Below are 25,300 nucleotides of genomic sequence, written 5' to 3'. Positions count from 1 at the left end.
TACCAAAAAAGCCACCAACTGTTGATTTTTGCGCTGAGATAGCAACGCTATATTTATAATCATTGCCATTATATCAAGTAAAATCATTACTCGTCAATGCTGAAAATGCGTCACTATTAAGCGTTTTTTAGTAGTTTTAGCCCTAAATCTGTTACAGTTTGGAGATCTTTATTAGCTCCTCGTCCTTGTGTAGTCAAATAATGACCGATGAGCATGCCATTAACGCCGGATAAGAATCCTAGAGGAACTAATTCTCCAAGATTATGTTCGCGGCCGCCAGCATAACGAATGATTTTTGTAGGCAGAATCATTCGAAAAATAGCAAAGGTCTGCAGAATTTCCATTGGGTTCAGTTTTTCTTGGTTTTCCAGCGCTGTTCCTTTAATGGGATTCAAAACATTAATGGGCACAGAATCAACATCCAATTCTTTTAATGTAAAGGCCAATTCAATACGCTGACGCCAAGTTTCACCCATGCCAATGATACCGCCGGAACACACTTCAATGTCAGCAGCTTTCACTCTTTTAATTGTATTTACACGCTCTTCATAGGTATGAGTTGTACAAATTTCACTAAAATGACTTTCGCTGGTTTCTAAATTATGATGATAACGCGTAATACCGGCTTTTTTGAGTGCGGCTACATGTTGTTCTTGCAAGGTTCCTAAGGAACAGCAACGTTGAAGAGTAGTTTCCTGACCGATTTTTTCAATTGCTGCCGTAATTTTCTCAAAATCTCGATCACCTTCCATGCCACATCCCGAGGTAATCACACAGAAACGGTAGGCAGAATCTTCCTCTGCTCTTTGGGCTGCCTGGACAATTGCATTTTCATTCATGAGTGGGTACACATCTACTTCTACATCATGATGGGCAGATTGGGCACAAAATTTACAGTCTTCCGTACAGTTTCCTGAACGAGCATTCAGAATTTGACAAGTATCTACATAGGATCCCGTAAACTTTTCCCTGATTTTATTTGCAACGCCAAGTAGTATGGGAATATCACTTTCTTCAATGGTTGTTAAGGACAGGGCCTCATCAAAGGTAAGCTGATTGCCTTCTAATATTTTTTTTCCTAGAGAAAAAATTAAATCATAGTTGTCCATGTTGACTCCTCCTAGTATTCGTTGTGTACTCTCGAAAATAGCCGTGTAATAGCCGTAACAGGCAAAGGATGAGCATAACTATAAGCGTAGGTTAAGTATAACGGCCAAGGCTCTTACGAGAGCTATTTGTTTTTTACAGTAGCGCTGGAATTAACCCAGCGTCTTGTACCATCTGAAAATCCGCCACTGTGTTACGACCTGTAAAGGTTAAGTAATTGCCAATAATAAGACCATTTGCTCCAGATAACATCAGGTGTCCCTGCATATCACGCAAGTTTATTTCTCGACCACCAGCAGGACGGATGATTTTGTCAGGGAAAATAAAACGAAAAATAGCAAAAGTTTTAATAATATCAAGGGGAGAGGGGGGCGTAACATCTTCCAGAGCAGTACCTTTAATAGGATTGAGAATATTGATGGGAATGGAGGCAACATCCAGACTCTTTAAGGCAAAAGCAAAATCAATGCGATCCTGCCAGCTTTCTCCCATACCAATAATACCTCCGGTGCAAAGCTCCATGCCAGCAGCTTTTGCCGCTTGAATGGTGTTGACACGCTCTTGATAAGAGTGGGTTGTACATACCGAGGGATAGAAGTTTTCGCTGGTTTCTAAATTGTGAGCATAACGCTTGACGCCGATAGATGCCAGCATGCGTGCCTGCTCTAGACTAAGTGTGCCAAGATTAGCGCAGACCTTTAAGCTGGTATGGTTCATAATTACCTGTATTGACTCTATGATCTTTTGAAAGTCAGGGTTACTGTCCATACCCTTGCCGCTGGTGACAATGCTAATCCGTTTTGCCCCTTGTTCCTGAGCCTTTTGCGCTGCTGCAGCAATTTGCTCGATGTCTAATAAGTTATGTATAGGCGCCTTCGTATCGTGATAAACGGATTGGGCGCAAAATTTACAGTCTTCAGAGCACATTCCTGAGCGGGCATTTACAATGCCGCACATATCAACGTTTTTACCAGTAAATTGGATACGAATCTTATTAGCAAAAGCAGAAAGTAAAGGAATGTCTTCATTCATTATATTAGTGAGCTGTAATGCTTCTTCATACTGAATTTGATGTCCCTGTAATATTGACTCTCCCAGAGTAATAATTTCATGATAGTGCACCCTAGCAGCCTCCTTTCACTCAATATTATGCATTTTACAAATTATGAAAATTAAATGTTAACGATGAAAATAATGGTGGTTAACGATACTGTTATTTTACTATTAAATTTAAAGACTGTAAATGACATTTTTGTATGATAAGAGAAGCAATGCAGAAAAAGATAATAAAGTTTGTTCATAAAACATCTATTATTTAATAAAATCAGTTGCAGATATTGACACAGAAAGGGAAATTGCATTATTATGGAAAGATAATGAGAATTGTTTTCAATGATGATATAATTTGGTGGAAGAATGGGAAATATCATACGTTTGAACATCATATTTTCAGGCTTATGTGCTTAAAGAGGAGGAACAAATCTTGGTAAGTAAGCTTCGGTTCGTTTTTCTAATACTATTAATGATCCCCCAAGGCATTATGTTTTGGATGGCATTTGATTCACCTTTACGAGGGAATAAATATATTAATGAAATTGAGGCTCTATCGTTAGCAAGTGCATTATTCTTAATTTTGGTAATGCCTAGCTTAGTAGCGGACTGGCTAATTGGCAAACATTTAAATAGTATGCGTCAATTATGTTCCAGAGTGAAACAAGGAAATTACCAAGAACTTTTGTCGCTCCCTAATGAGGCAAGAGATGAAGAGGACAATATACTCACTCTTATGCGAGATATGAATTGGATGGCGAGGCAGATCGAATTTAGGGAGAAGGCTCTCAGGCAGGCCGTTGATGATTTGCAAGAGTCTCGTAGCCGTATGCAAGTTATGGCAATGACAGATCCTTTAACTGCGATTGCAAATCGGAGATGTTTTTTTGATACGTTAGAGCGACATTTTAAAGCGTTAGTATGTAATTATCATCCGATTTCATTGCTTATTTTTGATGTTGACTTTTTTAAAAAGGTCAATGATAATTATGGTCACCAGACGGGTGATATTGTTTTGCTGGAGCTGGCAAGGATTATCCAGGAAAATAGTCGAGACGGCGATTTGGCTGCTCGTATTGGAGGAGAAGAGTATGCTCTATTATTACCGGAAACGGATTCGCAACAGGCTGTAGGCATCGCCAGCAGGATTCATAAGAATATTGCAAATCATGATTTTATATTAAATGAAAATCAGCACATCTCGGTGACAGTATCCATTGGCATTTGTACAATTTCTCAATTTTTGTGCTACTTTGATAAAGAAAAATTATATAATTACGCAGATCAAGCACTTTATTATTCGAAAAAGGTTGGAAGAAATAGTGTTTCCATTTATGACCCTGATAGTCATTTGATTCATAAGGTTGCTTGAGCGTAGTGACGAGGGAGCGATGTATATCTTGTTTGATTCAGTTACGTTAGAAGATTTACATGATATTGTAGATGCCTTATCCACTGCATTGGATGCCAAAAATTCTTATATGTGCGGCCACTCGGAACGAGTGGCAGAACTTTCTTTATTAATGGCGCAAACCATGGAACTGCCATTAGCGGAACAGGAACGAATTCATATTGGCGCCCATTTACATGATATTGGAAAAATTGGTATTCCAGATGCCATATTGAATAAACCGGGAAAACTGACAGAAGAAGAATTTGATACCATTCGTCAGCATCCTGAAATTGGTGGTACTATTGTAGGGAAAATTAAAGTGTTTCGTTCTGTTTCTGATATTGTTCGTCATCATCATGAACGTTTTGATGGTAAAGGCTATCCGGATGGTTTGTGTGGAGACGAGATTTCTTTGGGGGCTAGAATTGTAGCTGTTGCCGACTCTTTTGATGCAATGACAACAATGAGGACGTATCGTTCAGCTTTCGGTGTTTGCGAAGCAATTGAGGAAATGGAGCGATGTAGGGGGAGTCAGTTTGATCCCAACATAGTTGAAATTTTAAAGAGATTGGCATTTGAGAAAAAATTGCAAAGTACTTGTAATCGAGATTTTGCTTATCGTCTAGTGATTGCATAATTCTATGAGAAAACAGCATATTGTATCATGTATTGGGAAGAATCGGCATAGTATTTACTATGCCGATTTGTTTATTATAGATGATGGAAGGAATGTGATGATTCTATGAAAGTCATCATTCTTGCTGGTGGTGGAGGCAGTCGCTTATTTCCGCTGTCTCGCACAAGATTCCCAAAGCAATTCTTAAAATTGAACGGAGAGTACTCATTACTTGCTCAAACTATCCTGCGATTTTTACCCCTAGTTAGACCTTGTGATATGGTCATCGTAACAAACCAAGAATACATTCATCATGTTAGAACGGAGCTTATTGCTGCAAGGGCTAATGAAGCACATATTCTTTTGGAGCCAGCAGCACGTAACACGGCGCCGGCAGTAGCGTTTGCGGCAAGATATTGCCTCGATGTACTGGGATGCGATGTAAATGAGATTCTGTATGTAACGCCTTCTGACCATATTATTCGTCCGCTAAAGGTCTTTAATGAGAACCTTCTCCAAGCTATAGGGCTGGCAAAGATGGGGAAGATTGTAACCTTAGGTGTACAGCCAGACCGTCCAGAAACGGGATATGGATATATCCAGGCAGGCGAAGCATTTAACAGCGGATTTTGTGTTCAGTCTTTTAGAGAAAAACCCGACCAAGAAACAGCCGAGTCATATCTTGCTGCTGGAAATTATTATTGGAATTCAGGAATGTTTACCTTTACTATTGAATGCTTTATGAGTGAATTAGCAAAATATCAACTGGAGATATATGCACTGGCTGAGGCGGGGTGGGAACAAATGGAAGAAAACTTTGCTGAAATGTCATCCATATCTCTTGATTATGCCATAGCTGAAAAATCCGAAGAATTAGTCATGCTGCCAATTACGGCGGAATGGAATGATATTGGATCATGGGATGCGATCTATGATGTGTTGCCCAAGGATCGGGACGCTAATGCTTTGCAGGGTGACTGTATTCCCATTGAGTGCTCCAATACCCTTATATTGGCACATAGCCGACTTATTGGCGGCATTGGTCTTGAAGATATTTTGGTTGTAGAAACAGATGATGTTATCGTTGTAGCCAAAAAAGGTGAGTCTCAAAAAGTGAAAGACTTAGTAACCCAGCTGAAAGAGCGAGGTCGAATCGAGGCAGATGAGCCTAGGACGTTGTATTATCCCTGGGGATATTGTACGGTGCTGGGGGTTGGTTTAGGTTATAAAATGAAGAAAATTGTTGTCAATCCAGGAGAAATGCTTAGCTTGCAGATGCATTATCATCGCAGTGAGCATTGGATTGTGATCAGTGGTACAGCCAAAGTGATCATAGGCGAGAGTGAACAGCTATTGCATGAAAATGAGAGTGCTTTTGTGCCTCAAAATACCATACATCGGCTTGAAAATCCAGGGAAATTACCCCTCCAGCTCATTGAAGTGCAAAATGGCAGTTACTTAGGAGAGGATGACAGTATTCGTTTTAGTGATAAATATGGGAGGCTATAGGTAGATTGATTTAAGATTTTATGAACCACAAAAGCACAATGCCAAGGAAATCCCACCAATTTCGGTGGGATTTCCTTGTTTCGCTAACAATAGAATAATGTGTAGTTTTTAAGGACGTATAAATCTGTCATTGCGAGCATAGGACACAATCCCCTGCTTGCTAAGAGATTGATTTACTCTGTTCGTTAGTGACAAAAACCTTTGTGTCCTTTGCGTCTTTGCGGTTCGATTCGTTTTATATGTTTTAAAGTACGTGTCAGAGTTTTTTACGTTAGCTTTTTATTAGAATATCAGCTATTTATGGTATGAAATAAAAGACTTGTACTAAGTCGCCTGGTACCAAACAGTCGAATCCAAAGTTAATGTTCTCACCATCTATCTTGTAGCTCTGCTTATCCTGAAGACGTCCCTTTACAAAGACTTGGAATATACAATTAGCGGGATGATCTGCTTTCATAATACTAGTACGTGTTGTAACGCGAAAAGCCTGTTCAACAATACGCATCCAATAACCTCCTTCTTAAACATTATTTTGGGTAGAATGTCTCTCAAAAAAAGAATATACTATTTTATTCTTTCTTTCTGCTGAAATTCCTTTTGGTATAAAATTATTGAGGAAGAAATAACTTTATTTGTTTTGTTATATAGAGTAATCTAGTATACAACTTGACATGCGGGTGCACCCAAAGGATTTTGGCTAGTTAGTAATGAGAAAGGTATCTTTCACCTTTAAGAAAGAATTACTGATTGAAATGGTCAAATCAATAACTATTATATAGGAGACGAAAATGAGAAAAGTGCAAGTTATGATTGGTTCATTAGTATCTTTGTTATTTTCATTTGTAGGGCTGTCGTTATTAGGAAATTCTGAGATAATGATGTACAGGAAGAGCAAAAGAATAGAGTGAAAATCGCTTTAGTTACTGTAAATCCTGGTGATAATCCGTTTAACAAGGCAATGGTTGAAAACGCTAGGAAGACAGCTAATAAATATGATTATGAACTACCTATGAAATTAGTAAAATCAGCATGAAACATTGAGAAAAAGAGCGTAATCTCTGGTCAGTCTGACCGAGATTACACTCTTTTTTTTCACTTAACTTACGATTTTTGATTGGGCTCTAGCTTCGAACCAGTAGCGCATGGTAATGGCTGCTAATACGATGAATCCACCGATCATAGAGTATAATCCAGGCTGCTCGCGAAAGAGCAGAAAAACCCAAATAGGATATTTCTACAATTTTAAGCGTTAAGAAATAGTCAGGGCAAACGCACAATGGACAAAAACACTTGACTAAAAAAGTATCCCCTCATTTTTATAGTGTAGTAAATATACCTATCGATGATTGTGTCAATTGATGAGAAAGCGGTGCGTGGAAAAGACCGCGCCGCCCTCTTCTAATAAAGAACGAGTTGACGCAAATGCAATCAGTTATGATAAAATAAAGGTGATAAGTCTCTCAGTAGATTAATTATAATCTATGCAAATCTACAAAATAAAGGGGCTTTTTCAATATTTCCACTTCAAATTAATGGATATATTTGGGTAATTAACACGCGTGTAATTATAATTTTTGAAGCATTGAAAAATGAAATAGGAAGGAGTATGCAGGAGTGATTGACATATTATCACCATTTGGGGACGGTTTTGGATTTTCTTTGAAATTATTATCTGATTATGACGAAGTGAAGCTCTATCCTGAAGAAGTCGGACTTATTAGCCCCAAAGCCGTACAAAAACGTAAGATTGAGTTTTATTTAGGCAGAGCGGCTGCCCATAGTGCGTTAAGTGAAATTAATATATATGAATTTCCTGTGCTTAAAGGTACTAATAATGAACCTGTGTGGCCAAAGGGAGTAGTAGGCGCAATAAGTCATTCGGGCGGTATGGCAATTGCTGCCGCAACTGGTAAAGATAAAGCTGCGGGGATAGGCGTAGATATAGAATTAGTAGACCGAAAACTATCAGAAGACATAATAAAGGAAGTATGCACTTTTAAAGAGGCGGCGTGGGTAAATATGAATCCAAACCAGAAAGTTGAAAGATTGATCATGGTCTTTTCAGCGAAAGAAAGTGCATTTAAAGCATTTTTTCCTATAGCGAATATATTTCTTAATTATTTAGATGCCGAATTATTTTGGAACGAAGATATTGGTACTTTTTCAGGCAGGTTACTTAAAAGTGCAGGTGGAGATTATGAGGAAGGATACATGTTTGAAGTTGGGTGCAGGATTATTGATAAATATATATTCACCTATATGAAATTGCCTCCAATAGGCAATGGATAAATAGAAGATGACAAATAGGGGGCGTCGAAATTAAAAGGAGTTCACAATCACCGTTGAAAAACCAACAGGACCAGAAACAGCACGCACTATACGATATTGCTTGGAGAATAAAATTTTGGTGTTTCAACCAAAATGCCCGCATAAGTTCGCTTAGGAAATGAAAGAAAAATTCTAAAACAAGGTGACACTTATTACACCGCAAAAAATGTATCACATGGGAATGTTGCGCTTGAAGATGACTCTATTATTGTAGATGTTTTTACACCAATGCGGAGTGATTTTTTAACAATATGAAAAAAACAAAAAGTGAACATGAGAATTGATTTTTATTTTACAAGTTATAACCGTTTATAAATGGCGTATTTCAGCCATTATTTTTTTTGTAGAGCATCTTGCTTATTTCTAAATATAAATAAAAGTAGATAAGAAATTATTGACAAAAAAATAAAATGTGGTAGTATTTAGATTAAATCGATCGATTGATTTAATCTAAATACTACCAAAAAAACTGAATTTAAAAAAATTTCCGTAATCATTAGTTGCTTTCACTACTTTTATATCGAATCAGCATTAAGGCAGGGACTGAAACATTTTTGAGACCATTATTGCAATGCTCAAGAATGATTCAAAGCTATACATTTTAGAAGATCTTAAAGATGTAAGATGATTTTATGTAGACAATTGAAATGTTCTTATAAGATTATTAGGAGGGGAAAAAATGAATAAGAAAATACCTATCATTGCTATTCTTGTCTTGTCTTTGGTGGCTTTTGCTAGCTACAAACTATACTTTTCTAAGGAAAAGGGCATAACTGCGACTGGTACAGTAGAAGTGACTCTTGCTGATATTGTACCCAAGACGAATGGCTATATGTCTCAGTTAATGATTCAAGTAGGGGATTCTGTACAGGCTGGTCAAACCATTGTTCATATTCGTCGCAATGATTTAGAGGCTCAGTTGGTTGCTGATGAGGCCGCACTTGCTAAAGCTAGGATTCAATTAACCGACCTTGAGAAAGGACCGAGAGAGCAGGAAATCAAGGAAGCTACAGCCAGTATGGTATCTGCCCAGGCAACATATGAAAAAACAAAAAATGATTTGGAACGTTATCGTGCCCTCTATCATGAAAAAGCTATTGCCGCGCAAGAATTTGATGCTGCTAAAGCCAGTTATGATGTAGCCTTCAATGCTCTCCTAGCCGCTCAATCAAAACAGAGCTTGATAATAGAAGGTAACCGCCCTGATGTTATTGAAGCCCAGCGAGCTGAAATAAAAAGATTGCAGGCCGTCAGTGACGTTGACCGTGCTACCTTGGCCGATACAGTTATTTATAGTCCGATTAACGGTGTAATATTAACCAAAAATTATGAAAATGGCGAGTATTTGACTGCTGGCTCAGCTATTGCCACTGTTGGTGATCTAAATACTTGTTGGGTCAAAATTTATGTTTCTTCTGAGCAACTTGGTCTTATTCAACTGGGGCAACCAGTGGATGTTCATATTGATGCTTACCCCGATCGAATTTTTTCCGGGACCATTAAAGAAATTAGTCAAACTGCAGAATTTACGCCACGACAGAGTATTACTCAACGAGAACGGGCTAACCAAGTATTTTATGTTAAAGTATATATTGATAATTCTGAAGGCATTTTAAAGCCAGGTATGCCAGCAGATGTGGTAATCCAATGATTACATTAACTAATGTAACGAAATACTATGGCACCAGGATGGCAGTAAATGGTGTTTCTCTAGAAGTAAAGAATGGTGAAATCTTCGGGTTGGTTGGGCCTGATGGTGCCGGAAAAACAACGATTATCCGTATGCTAGCAGGTCTTCTCGCACCAACGTCAGGAACTCTTACCGTGTTAGGCGCTGCCAATCCGGAAAAAATCAAAGAACATCTCGGGTATGTTCCGCAAAAATTCAGCCTCTATGGAGATTTAACAGTCATGGAAAATATTCGAGTATTTGGGGCGTTATACGGTCAGTCAGCAGAAAAAATTGATGTTGTGGCCAGCCATATCCTTGGTTTTACCAATTTAATGCCCTTCAAGGATCGCCTGGCTGATAATTTATCAGGTGGCATGAAACAAAAATTGGCTTTAGCAGCTGGTTTGATGCATCAACCCCAATTGTTTTTTCTCGATGAACCGACAACTGGTGTTGATCCCGTTTCCAGGCGAGAGTTTTGGCAAATGTTGTTCAAACTGAATAAGGAAGGCACAAGTATTTTTGTATCCACGCCTTACATGGATGAGGCGGAATTCTGTACACGTGTTGCCTTTTTACACAATGGTCAGATCGTCTCCTGTGATTCTCCGGAAGGCTTACGCCAAGCTTATCCTTACAAAGTACTGGAACTAGGAACCAAAGACCGAGATATTAAAGAACATTTAAAAAAATGTTCGATTCTTGATATTAACATGTTCGGCGATAAATATCATTTGGTAGTGGAAGACGTAACGTTAGCTACAACACAGATACAATCTGTGCTAGGCGAGATGAATATTGAAAACATCACACTAGAAGAAATTCAGCCCACATTGGAAGATGTTTTTGTCGCTCTAGCAAGGGAGGTTTTTTGAATGTATGCTGTGGAACTCACAAACCTTACTCGCCGTTTTGGAGACTTTACTGCCGTAAATAACCTTTCCTTGCAGATTAAACAAGGTTCAATCTATGGTTTTCTGGGTCCCAACGGCTCTGGTAAATCTACTACGATTCGAATGTTGTGTGGATTAATGACACCGACCTCAGGAAGTGGTAAAATATTAGGTTTAGATATTGCTCATGATAGTGAGGATATCAAGCATAAAATAGGCTACATGTCTCAAAAATTCAGTCTTTATGATGATTTAACCGTCAAGCAAAATCTAGAATTTTATGCTGGGATGTATAGCTTGTCAGAAGATGTAGGGGAAAGAAGAATTAAAGAAATGCTGTCTTTAGCTGACTTAGAAGATCGGCAAAATGAATTAGTAGTGAATCTTTCCGGCGGCTGGAAGCAGCGTTTAGCCTTAGGTTGCGCTATTATTCATACCCCTCAGATTCTGTTTCTTGATGAACCAACAGGTGGTGTTGATCCTAAATCAAGACGTATGTTTTGGGAGATTATATATAAATTAGCATCGCAAGGTACTACGATAATGGTTACAACTCACTTCATGGATGAAGCCGAGCATTGCGATGAGATTGGATTTATATTTGAAGGAAACTTAATTGCAAATGGTACTCCGTCGCAACTCATAAAGATGGTTCCAGGTGTATTGGTGCGTATTGCTACTCATGAGCCCATGGAATTATTAGAGACTGTGATGGCCAGCAGCATTCCGTATCTCGATATTTATCCTTTTGGTGCCAGTTTACATATTCTGCTTGAGGAAGATCAACTGGCTCAAATTGCAGCTTTCCCTTACAAACAAATCACGCCAGGATTGGAAGATGTATTTGTGTATTTGGTGAAATCTAAGCGTAAGGAGATGAAAATATGAAGCGTCTACGAGCATTGCTGATTAAAGAATTCATCCAGATGCGACGTGACAAGTTAACCTTGGCCATGATGCTTGTATTCCCGATGGTACAGCTCTTACTTTTTGGCTATGCCATTAATACTGATGTTAAGCATTTACCTACCATTGTATTTGACCAATCTTTGCAGCAAGACAGTCGTGATTTACTTAATTCTTTGACGTCTAGTGAATATTTTGATATAAAATATGTTGCTAACAGCTTTCAGGAAATAAATGATGCAGTTGATTCTGGAAAGACCAAGGTAGGTATTATTATACCGCCCGATTTTTCCGAGAATTTAAAGCATGGTAGAACTGCTACTGTACAGGTTATTGTGGATGCAACTGATTCGCTGTCTGCCTCTTCGGCTATCAGCGCAGCTCAATTGATCGGTCAACTGAAATCACAGAAAATTTTGCTGCAGAAAATGCAAGGCTATACGGGACATACTACACAAAATCCTTATGAGATTCGTATTCGCCCGTGGTACAATTCTGATTTTGTATCGGCCTTTTATATGGTTCCAGGCATTATGGGGGTAATTCTAACTATGACCATGGTGATGATTACTTCGATGGCCATTGTCCGGGAACGGGAACGAGGTACCTTGGAACAACTCATTGTTACACCCATGAAGAATTGGGAGCTTATGATGGGAAAGATTATTCCGTATAGTATTGTTGGTTATGTGCAAGTCACTGTTTCTATACTAGTGGGCATCTTGGTATTCGACTTGCCGATTCGCGGTAGTCTTGGTTTACTTTATGGTCTTACATCTTTCTTCATCATTGCCTCACTGGCGCAAGGTATTTTAATCTCTACGGTAGCAAAAACGCAAATGCAAGCTATGCAAATGTCCTTTTTTGTTTTTTTACCGAGTATATTACTTTCCGGGTTTATGTTTCCAAGGGAAGCCATGCCGCTCTTCTTTAATTTACTTGGCAATATATTACCGCTTACCTTCTACTTGCAGATCATGCGGAGCATCATACTCAAAGGTGTGGGTTTTAGCATCGTATGGCCACAAGTTTTGTCATTAATCATATATATAATGATTGCGCTAGTAATTAGCATCAAAAAATTTCAGAAGAAGGTTGCCTAGTAGAATACCTGATGTGAAAAGAAAGCTGAAATAATCTCTCTCAATAAACAGTTAATTAAGGAGTTGCTTTAACATGGAATATAGTACAGCAGATAAAATAATGGAAACAGCCATTCCATTATTTGCGAAGAAAGGATATGTAGCTGTTTCAATCCGCGAAGTAGCGGATGCTGTTCAGATTAATAGTTCTGCCATTTCTTATTATTTTAAAAGTAAAGAAGGGTTATATCAAGCGGCGTTAGAAGCTAATTTTTCGCCCGTAGATAAGTTGCTAAAATCAGTGGAGACGATGAACGATCTAAATGCTATTGAGCTTCTTACTATATATGCCCAGAACATCGTAAAACTTCATAGAAAACATCCCTTTTTAGCTCGGTTTGTAAATAGTGAACTTGCTAATCCAACACCCTGTGGTGAAAAAATAATAAAAAAATATATTTCTCAACTTTATCAATTTGTTCACTCCTCTTTGTGTAAAGGAGTTGCTGCTGGAGATTTTGCTACTGATCTAAATCTTAGCTATGCAGCAGTATCCCTAGCAGGGATACTGAATTTTTACTTTCTTACAACACCTGTTATAAAGGAATTTATCGTTTTTTCGGAGTGCTCTGACGAAGAATATATTAGTCAAGCACTCAGGATTTATCTAAATGGTATCAGTATAAAGAAATAGAATCAATCCAGTAAGGTCATAAGAGGTCATTAAGGTGTAGATGAGAGTCTAAAACCTGTTCCATCTACTTAGATTTCATGAAGGGGGAGATTTTTTTCCATGACTAAGCAGCCTAATTGGAAAAAACATCTAGTGGCAGCGCTAGCGAGCGGATTTTTAGCGATAAATACGGTGGTGGCATTTGCAGCACCTGTAGAGCTATCTTTAGAAGAAAGTATTAAAATGGCTTTAAACAGCAATCCTGCCATTAAGATAGCTGATGCGGATCGTAAAAGTGCAGAGCTGCAGATAAATATAGCCAAGGGTGGCAAATTACCTGCCTTGACATTGGAGCACAGTGATAATTTAGCCCACTCAGGTGCAGATAGTGACACGGATTTTGTTAATTCTATTTCTTTAAAATTAAATCTGTACAGTGGTGGCAAAACAGAAAGCGATATTGCAACAGCCAAGCTTAAATTAAAAGTTACTGATTCAGTGGTAGCGCAAAGCAAGCAAAAGATAAAACTAGATGTGACCAATGATTATTTTACAATTCTGGCAGCGAAAAATACGGTAAAAGTCAGCCAAGAAGCTGTAGATCAGATGGAAGCTCATTTGAAGAATGTTCAGTCTCAATATAGTGTAGGCACTGTTGCTAAGTCGGATGTACTGCGTTCCAAAGTGGAATTAGCGAATAACCAACAAAAATTGATTAAAGCGCAAAATGACTATGACTTGGCCGTTTCGAGCTTGAATAATGTAGTAGGGCTGCCTTTAGCGACAGAAGTGCAATTAAAAGATGAATTAAAACATGAAACGTATACTTTATCACTAATAGAAAGTATTAATTATGCTTTGAGTCATCGACCAGAAGTCATTCAAGAAGATTACAATATTGATGTGGCAAAAGAAACTATAAAATATGCCAAAGGTGGGAGGTTGCCGGATATTAGTGCAACAGCTAAGACAGGCTGGCACGATAGAGATTTTCCCGGTGCTGATAATAATAATTGGTCTGTTGGACTGCTAGCTACTTGGACACCTTTTGATTCTGGTGTGACAAATGCTAAAGTCAAACAGTCTGATTCTGGATTAATAAAAGCATTAGAACAGGCTAGACAGACAAAAGATAGTGTTCAATTAGATGTACGTCAGGCCTATCTAAATATGGTAGAAGCAGAAAAACGCATCAGTACATCTCAAGTAACGGTAGAGCAAGCAGAAGAAGATTTTAAGATTCAGCAAGTTCGCTATAGTGCTGGAGTAGGTACAAATGTTGATGTTATTGATGCGCAAGTAGCTTTGACCACGGCTAAAACTAATTATATTCAAGCTATGTATGATTTTAATACCAGCAAAGCCAACTTAATAAAAGCCATGGGAGTACCTGCTGAATAAGTCATTATTTATGGATTTTTCATGAGCATGCCCTGGTAAATAGTAGGCCATCTATTGACGAGAATATAGAGCTATGATATTATTTAAACAATATTATAGCTGATCAGACAAACTGAAGGCTGAAGAAATTCCTGAAGAGGGCTTTCTTTAGTCTTTTTCTTTTTAATTGGCAAGGCACGAAAATACTTTTAAGGCAATTAAGAAGATGTATATGGACTTTTAGGTCTCTTGTACCAGGTTAATCAATTGTTGTATAAAAACACATATATGTGAATAGAAAGGGGTATAAAAATATGGCTTTACCAGAAAATTTACGTTTTGATTCAGTGGCAGTACACGGAGGACAGGAACCTGATCCAACAACTGGTTCAAGGGCAGTGCCAATTTACCAAACCACATCCTACAATTTTCGTGATAGTGAGCATGGTGCTAATTTATTTGGTTTAAAAGAATCTGGTAATATTTATACTCGTATTATGAATCCAACTACTGATGTGTTAGAAAAGCGGATTGCAGCTTTGGAAGGCGGCGTGGCAGCCCTTGCTTTTGCCTCCGGTCATGCTGCGATTAATGCAGCAATATTAAATATCGTTCAAGCTGGGGATGAAATCGTTAGTTCTTCCACTTTGTATGGTGGTACTTATAATATGTTTGCCTATACTTTACCTCGTATTGGAATTAAGGTAACTTTCGTTGATCCTAGTGATCCAGAAAATTTTCGTAAAGCGATTACGGATAAGACGAGAGCTGTCTTTGCAGAGACCATAGGGAATCCTAAAATTGACGTATTCGATGTTGAAAAAGTAGCTGAGATTGCTCATGAAAATGGTATCCCTTTGTTGATTGACAGTACTTTTGCTACACCTTACCTTTCTCGTCCTATCGAATTTGGTGCTGATATTGTAATTCATTCTGCTACTAAATTTATTGGGGGACATGGAACTTCCATGGGTGGTTTGGTTATTGATAGTGGTAAGTTCAATTGGGCTAACGGTAAATTTCCTTCGTTGTCAGAACCAGATCCAAGCTACCATGGTTTAAGTTATACAGAGGCATTAGGATCCTTGGCTTACATCACTCGCTTGCGTATCCAAATCTTGCGTGATTTCGGGGCAGCGGTAAGTCCTTTCAATAGTTTCTTATTCTTGCAAGGATTAGAAACCTTGCCTTTACGTATGCAGCGTCATACGGACAATGCCTTGGCCGTTGCACAGTATCTTGAAAACCATGAACAAGTTGAATGGGTAAGCTATCCAAGTCTTCCCAGCCACCGGGATCATACATTAGCTAAAAAGTATTTACCAAAAGGTGCAGGTGCGATCCTAACCTTTGGTATTAAAGGTGGATTGGAAGCTGGTAAAAAATTTATTGATGCTCTTAAACTATTCTCAATCCTTGCTAATGTGGGGGATGCCAAATCTTTGGTTATCCATCCTGCGAGCACCACCCATTCCCAACTTACTCCTGAACAGCGTGCCACAGCAGGTGTAGCGGATGAACTGATTCGCTTGTCAGTTGGTATTGAAGATAGTACAGATATTATTGCAGATATTGAGCAGGCTCTTGCTGCAGCACTATAAATTTTATAAGTAGTATAACTAATTAGAAAGCTAAAGGTTAAGAATTGCTAAAAATGAGGCAATTCTTAACCTTTTATGCTAGTAATTTCTAAAGTAAGGTCGTATTTCGCTCCTGTTTCTCGCTGGGAAGAATTTAATGACGTAAAGGAAGCAACAAAATGTAGAGTTGCACAATTGTCCTAGAGATTACATAGTGCAGAATAGGATTATGCTAATTAACAAGATATTTGTCAGTTTTTGATGGGGATTCTTAGAAGGAATTAAACATTTAACAGCGAAATTATCAGAAAATACTAATAAGAATTTTTATATGTGGGAAAGAATGCTAAATCATCTTCTTTTAGTTTAATGTTGCTATATTAAGGGGGTCGAAGTGTGTCTGTTCTCGCTAAGGAAACAAATAGTATAGATTGCTTTGCACAAAATCGATGTAAAAAACCTGTAAAGGTGAAAGGTAGTAAGAACACTCTTCGTGCTCTATTTTCGACGATTCGAGAGTTAACAAAAGTGATTACCTTTGTTCCTACATTAAGGTGCATCAATGTAAATCATCATGATTCTGCTGTTTTAGAAAAGATGGGATTACTTGAAAAGAGAATCCGTAAATGTAGGCGAATATCAATAAAAAAAGCTAAGCTTACTAGATATAAAAATAATTTACCAATTCATAAAAGCACGTTTTGTAGTAAAGCAGATCAAATGGAGAAAGCATTTAGGGAGTTGTTTCTTTCCAGCCCCTGTCCCATGGCGCTTATATCTGTTGATACGCGAAAGGTTATTACAGCAAATGATCATTTCGTAAAATTGGCAGGACAGGATCACGAAACCATTCTCAAGTGGAGTATACATTCATTAAAAGATATGATTTCTCCAAGGGATTACCATCATATACGAAAGAGTTTACTCCAGCAGCAAAGTGTAAAAGACTATAAATGCAGATTCAATGTGAAATCACAAAATGCAAATATGATCATATTGAATATAAAATACCTAATGTTTAATGAACAAAATATGCTCCTCCTAACCGTTGTAGATATTTCAGAAACCATTGAGTTAAAGCAACATATTGAAAGGTTAAGTTGTTTGAATCTCGTGGGGCAGTTAGCAGCTAGTATCGGTCATGAGATTCGCAATCCGATGACAACTGTACGAGGATATTTGCGCTATATGCAAAGAAAGTCAATTTTTAGTGGATTTGCAGAACAGTTTTCAATGATGATATGTGAACTGGATCGAGCAAATGAAATTATTACCGATTTTCTTACTCTTGCTAAAAATCGCGTAAATGGTTCCGCTATGCAGAATCTAAATAAAATTGTTGAAGATATAGGACCTCTGATGGAAGCCATGGGCAGTGAAATCGGACATTCTATCGAATTTGTGCTGCAGCCCATACCGGACCTTTTAGTAGATAAAATTGATATTCATAAAGTGCTCATTAATCTGGTGAAAAATGGATTTGAAGCCATGGATGATAAGGGGAAAGTTGTTGTTAGCACCTTTAAGGAAGAAAATTGCATTGTATTGCAGGTTATGGATGAAGGTAAGGGAATTTCAAAGGAAGTTTTGGAAAAGCTAGGCACTCCGTTTTTTACGACAAAGGAGAAAGGAACAGGCTTAGGTCTTTCGGTATGCTATCAGATTGCAGCCAGGCATAATGCACTTATTGATATTCAGACAAATACGGCAGGCAGTACGTTTTCTCTTAAGTTTCCTTATAAAAAATAAAATTAATGAAAAGATTTGAACCGTCAAAGTTCAAATCTTTTTTTATATCAAAATTATAAGTTTTATAGGTGGAAAATATAAGATATTATGAACAACAAAGGCGTGCACAAAAAATATAAATACCCTTTGTGTCCTTTGCGTCTTTGTGGTTCAAAATGTTTTTTTTAGATTGCGCAGGTTTTTTACGATAATTCATTAAAATGAATTATATTCATATAGCATCTTCCGAAAGCTATAAAACATTTAATTTATTCATAATCATAAAATAAAGTTCATTTAAATGAAAAAAATTGAAAAATAGAATCTGTTGTTATATAGTATTCTTAGAAGAATACTTATTTTTTTACAAACTTAAAAACAAGAAAGAGCAGGCACAAATATGAATAAAGATATTGGGAAAAAAGTAAAAGAATTACGAACTCAAAAAAAGATGACGTTAAAGGATGTTAGTGAGCGAACCACTCTTTCTACGGGGCTTTTATCTCAGCTAGAGCGAGGGCTGACCAATATTGCAACGGACTCACTGCAAAAAATTGCTCAAGTTTTGGAGGTTGATCTAACTTACTTTTTTACGAGTCCCACAAAAAAAGAAAGTTATGTTTTGCGAAGCTATGAGAAGGAAGTATTTCAAGTCGTGAATTCTCGATTTATTCATTATCACCTGACGAATGGCGCACCTGATAAAACCTTGCTGCCTCGATTAGTAGAATTATTGCCAATTAATAGCGAGGAGGATATAAGCCAGTACGCTCATGAGGGAGAAGAGTTTATTTATGTGTTAGAGGGAATCTTAACTCTTTTTATCAACAATGAACAAATCGAGGTATTCCCTGGAGATTCAGCCCATTACAATTCCTCTACGGTTCATAATTGGGCGAATTATACGAATAAAATGGTAAGGATGCTGGTCGTTAGTTCTCCTAATCCTTTTAAAATGTAAAGCCTATTTTGTAAAGCCTATTTTTAGAGGTTTGAGGTGAGTAAATGAGAAAAGCACTACTATTTAACATTCAAAAGTTTTCTGTACATGATGGTCCCGGTATTCGCACTACCATATTCTTCAAAGGATGTCCCCTTACCTGTCAGTGGTGCCATAATCCAGAAAGCCAAAGTTACAAGGCGGAAATCTTAATTAATAGAGATCGCTGTACTCGGTGCGGGGAATGTGAAAAGCATTGCAGTCAGCAAGCTGCCTGGCAGAATAATCATCAGCTGTTTTATGATGCCGAAAAATGTAATGCTTGTGAAATGTGTATTGATTATTGCTGTAAGAATGCCAGAGAAATAGCCGGAAAAGAATACACCGTACAAGATGTAATGCAAGAAATTCATAAGGATAAACCCTTTTATGAACAATCAGGTGGTGGGGTGACCTTATCTGGTGGCGAAGTGATGATCCAAATTGACTTTGTAGAGGCGTTGGTAAAGGCATGTAAAGAACAAGGCATCACGGTTGTCATCGATACTTGCGGCTATGCGCCTAGTGAAAATTTTCTGCGGATTATGAAATATGTTGATATATTCTTATATGATATTAAGCTTATGGACTCTGGTGAACACGAACATTACACCGGGCGGGATAACTCTTTAATATTAGAGAATTTAAGACTGTTATCTAATCATGATGCTGCCATTCAATTACGGCTGCCGCTTATTGAGGGAATCAACACTAAGAATGAACAGATTCAGGATATTATTGACTTTATTGCCACTCTTAAGATACATTCCATCAACTTATTACCCTATCACCATATGGGGCAGGGGAAGTATAAAAAGCTCAATTATCCATTACCAATATTAGAAAGACCGACAGATTTGAGGTTGGAAGAGATCCGGTCCATGTTTAAACAAGCAAATTATAAAGTGCAGATTGGAGGGTGAATTGTGGAACAAAGAGGTATGAATGAAAGAATTCGAAAACTTAGGAAGCAAAGTCTAACGGTAGAGCCCCATTTGTCCATTGAAAGAGCACGTCTGGTTACCGAGGCTTATGAAAAACATTTAGGAAAGGTGGAAACGCCCATATTGCGAGCTCTTACCTTTCAGCACATTATGGAGAATAAAACGCTGTGCATTAATGAAGGAGAACTTATTGTTGGGGAGAAAGGTGAACAGCCTCAATATGCACCTAGTTTTCCAGAACTTTGTTGTCATACAGAAGAAGACCTTGAGGTTATGGATCGAAGAGATAAAATATTCTTTAAGGTAGACGAAGCAGCAAAAAAATTGCAGAGGGAAAAGATTATACCTTTTTGGGAAAATCGATCCATGCGCAAGAATATCTTAGCGCAAATGTCTGCGGAATGGTTAGAGTGTTATGAAAGTGGTATTTTCACAGAGTTTATGGAACAAAGGGGACCTGGGCATACAGTAGCAGACGGGAAAATGTATATAAAAGGCTTTTTAGATTCTAAGGCTGAGATTCAAGAGCAGATAAGGGCTCTTGATTTTTTAGAAGATCCCCAGGCTTATGAGAAGAAAAGTCAGCTAGAGGCTATGGCTCTGTGTTGTGATGCTATTGTGACATATGGGAAGCGGTATGCGCAATATGCCAAAGAGATGGCACAAAATGAGGCAGACGAAAATAAAAAGGCGGACTTGCTGGAAATTGCAGCAAATTGCCAAGTTGTACCTGCTCGTAAACCAGAAACCTTTGCCCAAGCGATTCAAATGTATTGGTTTGCGCACATTGGCGTTACGACTGAAATCAACCCTTGGGATGCGTTAAGCCCTGGGCGGTTGGATCAGCATTTATATCCTTTTTATAAAAAAGGTATAGAGGATGGAACTCTTACGAGGGAAAAAGCCAAAGAGTTGCTGCAATGTTTATGGGTAAAGTTTAATAATCAGCCTGCACCTCCTAAAGTCGGCATTACCTTAAAAGAAAGCAGTACCTATACGGATTTTGCAAATCTTAACACTGGCGGTGTGAAGGATGATGGGTCAGACGGTGTCAATGAAGTATCTTATTTAATCTTGGAAACCATGGATGAGATGCGATTATTGCAGCCTAGCTCCAATGTTCAGATTAGCAAGAAGTCGCCTCACAATTTCATCAAGAAAGCCTGCGAAATATCTCGTAAAGGCTGGGGACAGCCAGCTTTTTATAACACAGAAGCGATCGTGGAAGAACTATTAAGAGCAGGCAAGAATATTGTCGATGCGCGGCAAGGCGGGTCCAGCGGCTGCGTGGAAACAGGTGCTTTTGGTAAAGAGGCTTACATTCTGACAGGATATTTTAATCTGCCTAAAGTATTGGAATTAACTCTCAATAACGGTTTTGACCCTATCGGAAAAAAACAGCTGGGTCTAAAGACTGGTTATGGTGAGGATTTTAAAACCTATGAAGATTTGTTCGAAGCCTTTAAAAAACAACTTCATTATTTTATCAATGTAAAAATTACAGGCAATCATATTATTGAGCATTTGTATGCAAAACATATGCCAGTGCCTTTCTTATCCATTATTACCAGCGGTTGCATTGCCAGCGGCAAGGATTATAACGCAGGCGGAGCCCTTTATAATACCAATTATATACAGGGCGTGGGCATCGGCACGTTGACAGATTGTCTGTCAGCTATTAAGTACAATGTTTTTGATCAGAAACGTTTTACGATCAAGGAACTGCTTAAGGCTTTGCAGGATGATTTTGTAGGTCATGATACCATTCATAATCTAGTGGCAAATCGAACTCCTAAATACGGCAATGATGATGATTATGCTGATGATATTATGGTAGAAGGATTTAATGCTTTTCATAATGAAGTTGTGGGACGAAAGACCCGAAAAGGCGGGGTTTATGGTATTGATATGCTGCCGACTACCTGCCATGTATATTTCGGATCGGTGATGGGAGCAAGCCCTAATGGCAGAAAAGCCTATAAACCTTTGTCCGAAGGAATATCCCCTGAAAAAGGTGCTGACAGAAAAGGACCTACTGCTGTTATTAAATCCGCTTCAAAAATGGATCACATCAAGACGGGAGGAACCTTACTCAACCAGAAATTTACCCCTTCTGTTGTCACTGGTGACCAAGGTTTAGAAAATATGGTATCCTTAGTTCGCACCTATTTTAATTTAGACGGACATCATATTCAATTTAATGTAATTGATTCGAAAACTTTATTGGATGCTCAAAAGCGCCCTGAAGAGTATAAAGATTTAATTGTACGTGTAGCAGGCTATAGTGATCATTTCCATAACTTAAGCAAAGAACTGCAAGATGAAATCATAGAACGTACCGAGCAGGGATTTCATTAAAATGACGAACCGCGAAGATGCGAAGATTTTTTAGAACGCATCAGTGTTTTTCTTATGAACCCTCACCTGTGACAGAGGAGTGGGCTTTTATTTTGAACCGACTGTACTTACCAAATGCAAGCAAAGTATGGATATTATGCAGAAAGAAACCTTTGGTCCTGTATTGCCCATCGCTACATTCAAAGATTTAGATGAAGCGATTGAGCTGGCTAATGATTCTGACTTTGGACTGACTTCTTCCATCTATACGCAAAATATTGATGTGGCCATGAGAGCGTGTAAAGAGATTAAATTTGGTGAAACCTATGTAAATCGAGAAAACTTTGAAGCTATGCAAGGCTTTCATGCTGGCTGGCGCAAATCTGGCATTGGCGGTGCTGATGGAAAACATGGTCTAGAAGAATATCTCCAAACTCATGTGGTGTATATGCAATATAATCAGAATGTAAAATAAGTATATCCTAACTATAGAGTAAGAGCCTTTGACGTTTTCGCGTTAAAGGCTCTTACTCTATTATCTATTTTGTCATTATCAAGAAAAGTTCCTTTAAAAAGGGCATCGGATGTCTTTTCTGACGCTCCTGTGATTTATTTCATGAATGTGGCGAGCGCTAGTGACAACAGAAGTTTGCTACCAAATATGCAAATAATGTTGTACTGCAAGAGATACAATAGCTACGGCAATCCAACAGGATAATCCCAGAAAAATCGGTTTTATACCATTGCCGATAAGTTGTTTCAAATGGGTGTTCAAGCCAATCGCAACCATGGCCATCACGATAAAAAACTTTCCGATTTGGGCAAGGGTCAGGCAAAGGGATGAAGGTAGAAATTCGATGGTATTGATAATAGACGCAAATATAAAACCAAAAATAAACCATGGAAATATTCTTGAAAAGCTGAACGAACCCGTATTTTCAGCTTTTCTGGAAGTAAGTATAGCCAGTGCAATTGTTATGGGGACAATCATTAACGTACGGGTTAATTTTACGATGGTAGCAAAGTTGCCAGCCGCTTGACTATACGAATAGCCGGCAGCTACTACAGAAGACGTATCATTGATGGCTGTTCCTGCCCACATTCCAAAACCCATATCATTCATTCTAAAGATGTGTCCGAGAAATGGGAAAATAAATACTGCAGCGATGTTAAATAAGAATATTGTGGATATGGAATAGGCGACTTCTTTATCGGTTGCCGCAATGACAGGAGCTGCTGCAGCAATTGCCGACCCGCCGCAAATCGCTGTTCCGACACCAATGAGAATGTTCACGTTTCCCGTAAGTCGTAAATAGCGCCCCACCAGCCATGCCGTAATCAGTGCCGCACTTATAGTAGAAATCATAATAAGCAGAGACTGGCTGCCGACTGCAAAAACATGAATCAAATTCATTTCAAAGCCAAGTAAAATAATCGCATACTGTAAGACTTTTTTGGCAGTAAAGGAGATTCCAAAGTTCAAAGATGCGGGTCTTTTTAAAAAGGCAAGTATCATACCAAATAGAATTCCAAATATTGGTCCTCCCATCAAAGGAACTGCGGTTCCCAAAAACCAGGCTGGAATAGCTATTATAGTAACGATAAAAGCACCTGGCATGATGTTGTTGAAAAGATTATTTTTGATCATATTGATTCCTCCTTGATAAGCATGATACTATCAGTTGAAGAACAATATGTAAAATACTATAATATAATTAAAATAATAGGTAAATACCTATAGTAAGAGGATTATGATGACATTACGACATTTGTACGTTTTTTTATGTGTATGCGATGAAGGCAATATGACTGCCGCAGCCAAAAAACTTTATATAGCCCAGCCATCCGTCAGCCAGGCAATCTTTGAACTTGAGAAACATTATAATGTGAAATTGTTTGAGCGGTTGGGACGCAGGTTATTTATTACCTCTGCAGGTCAAAAGTTATTAACGTATGCCCGGCATATCGTCAATTTAAACCAAGAAGTAGAGGAGTCTATGCGGGAGATTCATGATAATGGCATCTTACGGATCGGTGCCAGTGTTACTGTCGGAACTTATATTTTACCCAGTGTGATAAGAGAATTTATGCAAAGTAATCCTAAGGTAAAAGTTGTATCCACTGTGAATAATACGACAGTAATTGAAGAAATGCTGCTGGCAGATCAGTTAGATATCGGACTGGTTGAAGGTAAGGTACAATCATCTGGCATATTGCATATGCCTTTTATGGAAGATGAGTTAGTATTGGTAAGCGCTCCAGCTCACCCCTTTGGCAGAAGAGGAAAGATTACGTTAGCGGAGCTTGAAGAGGCTGACGTTATTGTACGTGAAGCAGGAAGCGGTACTCGAAATTTATTTGAATCGGTGATGACAGGAAGAGGAATAAACTGGAATATTATTGGTGTTTATAATAATGCAGAAAGCATAAAGAATGCTGTGTCAATTGGTCTGGGGGTTTCGGTTATATCATGGATGGCTGTGCAAAAGGAAATAGAGCGAAGAGAACTTGCTATCATAGAAATAGAAGGGGTGTCTTTTAAAAGACAATTTAGTGTTATTTATCACCGAAATAAGTATCTATCTCCTATTTTAAAGCGGCTTATTGAATTATTGCTGCCTGCATGAGGGTACAAATTTGCACGCTTTGGAATAATTAGATACAATCTATATATAGCAATAGCCATTTGGAGGATATATGATGAAAAAGATAGGACTTACATTAGGTGATAAATGGCTGATTGGGATGCTTTGCGTAGTATCGTTTACAGGAATTATTCTTAGTGTGATTCTCTTTCCCGCTCAAGCCAATACAGTTGCTGAAATTCGGGTGGACAATAAGTTGTTTAAATCCATTACCTTAAGGCAAGGCTACTATGAGGAATTTCGTATTGGCGGCGACACGGAATATGCCATTATAGAAGTCCAAGATGGTAAAATTCGCATACGGCAAGATGATTCTCCCCGCCAGATCGGTGTACAAACGGGATGGATTAGCAAACCGCCTCAACAAGTCGTCAATTTGCCCTATCGCATTGTGATTCACTTAGTGTCAAATGAATCTCTGGATGTAGATGACATTGCACGGTAGAGAGATATATAATTTAAATCGCAAATTACCAAA

Annotated in this window: 22 protein-coding genes; 18 read left to right on the top strand and 4 right to left on the bottom strand. The window is 38.2% G+C overall.

The genetic code is table 11. The annotated features are described in order from the left end of the window. Positions 1–116: 116 nt before the first annotated feature. Positions 117–1,109: a biotin synthase BioB gene (gene bioB / locus LMF89_RS00675; RefSeq protein WP_007960256.1), complete on the bottom strand. Its 993-nt coding sequence runs from the start codon at positions 1,107–1,109 to the stop codon at positions 117–119. Between the two features lie 133 nt (positions 1,110–1,242). Then, a complete protein-coding gene (bioB, locus tag LMF89_RS00670; RefSeq protein WP_229533413.1) occupies positions 1,243–2,229 on the bottom strand; it encodes a biotin synthase BioB in 987 nt (328 codons plus the stop codon). A gap of 361 nt (positions 2,230–2,590) precedes the next feature. Here bioB (LMF89_RS00670) and LMF89_RS00665 point away from each other — a divergent pair, with 361 nt between their 5' ends. From LMF89_RS00665 to LMF89_RS00655, 3 genes are all read left to right on the top strand, one after another. Next, entirely contained in the window at positions 2,591–3,529 is a 939-nt protein-coding gene (locus LMF89_RS00665) for a GGDEF domain-containing protein (RefSeq protein ID WP_007960266.1), read from the top strand. Positions 3,530–3,548: 19 nt separating this feature from the next. Further along, a complete protein-coding gene (locus LMF89_RS00660) occupies positions 3,549–4,187 on the top strand; it encodes an HD-GYP domain-containing protein (RefSeq protein ID WP_229533412.1) in 639 nt (212 codons plus the stop codon). A gap of 105 nt (positions 4,188–4,292) precedes the next feature. Further along, complete coding sequence (locus LMF89_RS00655) at positions 4,293–5,675, top strand: mannose-1-phosphate guanylyltransferase/mannose-6-phosphate isomerase (protein ID WP_229533411.1); 1,383 nt, start codon at positions 4,293–4,295, stop codon at positions 5,673–5,675. A 298-nt stretch (positions 5,676–5,973) separates the two neighbouring features. Here LMF89_RS00655 and LMF89_RS00650 read toward each other — a convergent pair whose 3' ends face one another. Continuing rightward, positions 5,974–6,180 carry a hypothetical protein gene (locus tag LMF89_RS00650; RefSeq protein ID WP_229533410.1) on the bottom strand — a complete coding sequence of 69 codons (207 nt, stop codon included), beginning with the start codon at positions 6,178–6,180 and terminating at the stop codon, positions 5,974–5,976. A 1,109-nt stretch (positions 6,181–7,289) separates the two neighbouring features. Between LMF89_RS00650 and LMF89_RS00645 the strand changes: the two genes are divergently transcribed. From LMF89_RS00645 to LMF89_RS00585, 13 genes are all read left to right on the top strand, one after another. Continuing rightward, a complete protein-coding gene (locus LMF89_RS00645; RefSeq protein WP_229533409.1) occupies positions 7,290–7,964 on the top strand; it encodes a 4'-phosphopantetheinyl transferase family protein in 675 nt (224 codons plus the stop codon). Positions 7,965–8,682: 718 nt separating this feature from the next. Next, positions 8,683–9,654 carry an HlyD family secretion protein gene (locus LMF89_RS00640; RefSeq protein ID WP_007960274.1) on the top strand — a complete coding sequence of 324 codons (972 nt, stop codon included), beginning with the start codon at positions 8,683–8,685 and terminating at the stop codon, positions 9,652–9,654. Beyond that, entirely contained in the window at positions 9,651–10,550 is a 900-nt protein-coding gene (locus LMF89_RS00635; RefSeq protein WP_229533408.1) for an ABC transporter ATP-binding protein, read from the top strand. The genes LMF89_RS00640 and LMF89_RS00635 overlap by 4 nt, the downstream gene beginning before the upstream one ends. After that, a complete protein-coding gene (locus LMF89_RS00630) occupies positions 10,551–11,456 on the top strand; it encodes an ABC transporter ATP-binding protein (protein WP_229533407.1) in 906 nt (301 codons plus the stop codon). It abuts the gene before it with no gap. Then, positions 11,453–12,577, top strand: a complete 1,125-nt coding sequence (locus tag LMF89_RS00625; RefSeq protein ID WP_229533406.1) for an ABC transporter permease — start codon at positions 11,453–11,455, stop codon at positions 12,575–12,577. The genes LMF89_RS00630 and LMF89_RS00625 overlap by 4 nt, the downstream gene beginning before the upstream one ends. A gap of 73 nt (positions 12,578–12,650) precedes the next feature. Continuing rightward, on the top strand, positions 12,651–13,250 hold the full coding sequence (locus LMF89_RS00620) for a TetR/AcrR family transcriptional regulator (protein WP_229533405.1): 600 nt from the start codon (positions 12,651–12,653) through the stop codon (positions 13,248–13,250). Between the two features lie 99 nt (positions 13,251–13,349). Then, a complete protein-coding gene (locus LMF89_RS00615; protein ID WP_229533404.1) occupies positions 13,350–14,630 on the top strand; it encodes a TolC family protein in 1,281 nt (426 codons plus the stop codon). 293 nt (positions 14,631–14,923) lie between these two features. Beyond that, positions 14,924–16,210: a homocysteine synthase gene (locus tag LMF89_RS00610; protein ID WP_229533403.1), complete on the top strand. Its 1,287-nt coding sequence runs from the start codon at positions 14,924–14,926 to the stop codon at positions 16,208–16,210. A 375-nt stretch (positions 16,211–16,585) separates the two neighbouring features. Then, positions 16,586–17,938: a two-component system sensor histidine kinase NtrB gene (locus LMF89_RS26090; protein ID WP_229533402.1), complete on the top strand. Its 1,353-nt coding sequence runs from the start codon at positions 16,586–16,588 to the stop codon at positions 17,936–17,938. Between the two features lie 379 nt (positions 17,939–18,317). Further along, positions 18,318–18,878, top strand: coding sequence for a helix-turn-helix domain-containing protein (locus tag LMF89_RS00600; RefSeq protein ID WP_229533401.1), 561 nt, complete (start codon positions 18,318–18,320; stop codon positions 18,876–18,878). A 44-nt stretch (positions 18,879–18,922) separates the two neighbouring features. Next, positions 18,923–19,819, top strand: coding sequence for a trans-4-hydroxy-L-proline dehydratase activase (locus tag LMF89_RS00595; protein WP_229533400.1), 897 nt, complete (start codon positions 18,923–18,925; stop codon positions 19,817–19,819). A 3-nt stretch (positions 19,820–19,822) separates the two neighbouring features. After that, entirely contained in the window at positions 19,823–22,198 is a 2,376-nt protein-coding gene (gene hypD, locus LMF89_RS00590) for a trans-4-hydroxy-L-proline dehydratase (protein ID WP_229533399.1), read from the top strand. Positions 22,199–22,277: 79 nt separating this feature from the next. Further along, positions 22,278–22,652, top strand: coding sequence for an aldehyde dehydrogenase family protein (locus LMF89_RS00585; RefSeq protein ID WP_369412547.1), 375 nt, complete (start codon positions 22,278–22,280; stop codon positions 22,650–22,652). Positions 22,653–22,829: 177 nt separating this feature from the next. Here LMF89_RS00585 and LMF89_RS00580 read toward each other — a convergent pair whose 3' ends face one another. Further along, a complete protein-coding gene (locus tag LMF89_RS00580; protein ID WP_229533397.1) occupies positions 22,830–23,825 on the bottom strand; it encodes a YeiH family protein in 996 nt (331 codons plus the stop codon). Positions 23,826–23,928: 103 nt separating this feature from the next. Here LMF89_RS00580 and LMF89_RS00575 point away from each other — a divergent pair, with 103 nt between their 5' ends. Both LMF89_RS00575 and LMF89_RS00570 read left to right on the top strand, forming a co-directional pair. Then, positions 23,929–24,804: a LysR family transcriptional regulator gene (locus LMF89_RS00575; protein ID WP_229533396.1), complete on the top strand. Its 876-nt coding sequence runs from the start codon at positions 23,929–23,931 to the stop codon at positions 24,802–24,804. A 70-nt stretch (positions 24,805–24,874) separates the two neighbouring features. Then, complete coding sequence (locus LMF89_RS00570) at positions 24,875–25,267, top strand: NusG domain II-containing protein (protein ID WP_229533395.1); 393 nt, start codon at positions 24,875–24,877, stop codon at positions 25,265–25,267. Positions 25,268–25,300 lie beyond the last annotated feature (33 nt).

It is taken from the genome of Pelosinus baikalensis, from assembly GCF_020819555.1.
In the GTDB taxonomy this organism is placed as follows: domain Bacteria; phylum Bacillota; class Negativicutes; order DSM-13327; family DSM-13327; genus Pelosinus; species Pelosinus baikalensis.
Note: the sequence above shows the minus strand (reverse complement) of the source record. Positions and strands in the feature narration are given on the sequence as shown.